Here is a 2,093-nt window from a genome sequence, read left to right as displayed (position 1 = left end):
ACGGTGCAGGCAGACCTTCCTGAGCTTGCCGATCTCGGAAGGCACGTGCAGACCTTTCGTCATGGCCTCCTACCTTTCTTTCGGGCCCCTGTCAGGGCCGATTCGTTAGCGCCCCTCCGTGTGAGGCGTTATTGCTGACGACATATTTATATCCAAAATCAGTCCATACTTCCACCTTGCCCCCGAACGGTTTTATATGAGGGGTGAACGGCATACACATATACTTCACGCATGGCACACTTTGATTTAATAAAGTTTATTTACGTGCTTAAACGCTTTTTTAACCGATAAATCAATTGAAACTAATCTTTGTTAAACCACCCTCAAATTGCATATTTCACGCAACGATATGAATAGAATTCGCAATTCTCGCTGTGTCTCAACCATTTTGATTTTTATTCAGAAAAAAGTGCGTCCTATTCATTTTTGACAAACAGATTACCGTTTACCAGACGTTGGATACCGTTCACCGGAAGCTCAGTATAAGGCCCATCGAATACCCGATCGATCTTGCGTCTCCATTTGTAACAACTTGACTTTTTCGGCAGCAAAGACAAACAGACCCGTTCCCAAAAGGGAGCGGGTCTGCATTCGGTACACCTAGGGCCCAGTAAGGTTTAGGCCTTCGAGAACCCCAAGGGACTAGCAATCGAACTCGGCCAGTGCCTCGCCCAGAAGCCTCAGGCCCTCGCGAAGAACATCTTCGCTCGCGCAGTAGCCCAGGCGCGCTCCGCAGGGAAGCTCAAAGCGGCTACCGGGTACCAGCAGCACTCCCCTCTCGGACAGCAGGCGCTTGCAGAACTCCTCATCGTCCTCGGGAATATCCAGTTGGATAAACGAAGTAGACACGCCCCGCGGAGCCGTCCAGGAAACGCGATGCTGCGTATCGATCCAAGCCTGCGCGATATCGCGGTTGCCAAACACGATCTTGCGGTTGCGCTCGAGAATCTTGTCCTTGTGCTCGAGCACGTAGGTCGCCAAAGCATCGTTAAACACGCCACCGCAGATCATGGTGTAATCGCGATAGGTACGGATGCGGTTGGACACCTCTTCGTCCGCAACGACCCAGCCCACGCGGGCTGCAGGCGTCGAATAGGTCTTAGACACCGAGTTGGTGACAATGGCCCTCTCATACACGTCTGCCATCGACATAAAGGACTCGGTGTTCTCGAGCGGCAGATACACCTCGTCGCACAGCACGTAGGCGCCCACCGAACGGGCAATCTCGGCAATCTGACCGAGCGTATCGGCATTTAGCACCGTACCGATGGGGTTCGATGCGTTATTGATGCTGATGAGCTTGGTATTGGGGCGAACGAGGCGCTTGAGCTGTTCGATATCGGGTTTCCATCCGAGCTCCTCGCGAAGCTCCCAATACTCGACCTCGGCACCAAGCGTACGCGGAATCTCATAGAGCGGCGCATAGGTAGGCCACTCGGCAATCACGTGATCGCCGGGCCCGACAACGGCCATGATGGCGTTGAGGTTGGCGCCCGTGCAGCCATTGGTCTGCAGAATGTGATCGGGATTGACCTCGCAACGATACAGCTTGGCGACCTCGGCCTTAAACTCCGGCGAACCCTCGATCCAGCCGTAGTTCATCTTCTCGCGATCCAGACGCTCGTAGAACGTAGCGCCGTCCTGCTCGTCGAGCGCGCGAAGCTCGCCCATGGTCAGCGATGAGATCGTCGACTGGGCAATGTCCCACGTAGCGCTCTTCTCCCAAACGTTGAGCCATTCCTCAACGCCAATTGTCTTGATATCCATGACTAAGCTCCAATCGCTAGAACACGAGGATGATGCCGGCAAAGGTCATGGGAATCGAGATGATGCCCAAAAGGCAAAGAAGCCGACACCGTTGGGGTATCAACGTGACCGCCTCTAGACATAATGGACACCTTATCTGATGCTAATTTAGCTTATTTGACAAGAATGGGGCGGTGCGAAAAACCCGCACCGCCCCATTTGGAGACATCTAATGGCAGCTAGATGTTTGTATTAAGACCCGTACGGATCTTTGAAAACCTTAGAGGTCCTCGCGCCAGAAGGGCATGCTCATGCAGCGCGGGCCGCCGCGGCCGCGGGAGAGCTCG

The 2,093-nt window shown here is 53.9% G+C and carries 2 protein-coding genes; both read right to left on the bottom strand.

The genetic code is table 11. The features are described 5' to 3' along the window. Nucleotides 1-642: 642 nt before the first annotated feature. Entirely contained in the window at nucleotides 643-1,767 is a 1,125-nt protein-coding gene (locus ARB25_RS09620) for an aminotransferase (RefSeq protein WP_055287683.1), read from the bottom strand. A gap of 259 nt (nucleotides 1,768-2,026) precedes the next feature. Further along, nucleotides 2,027-2,093: arginine deiminase family protein (locus ARB25_RS10095; protein ID WP_143759195.1), on the bottom strand; the 67-nt coding region annotated here is incomplete at its 5' end.

The sequence above is a fragment of the Collinsella aerofaciens genome (assembly GCF_001405375.1).
GTDB classification, from domain to species: Bacteria; Actinomycetota; Coriobacteriia; order Coriobacteriales; family Coriobacteriaceae; genus Collinsella; species Collinsella aerofaciens_F.
The sequence above is the reverse complement of the archived record's forward strand: the minus strand, read 5'-3'. Positions and strand labels throughout refer to the sequence as shown.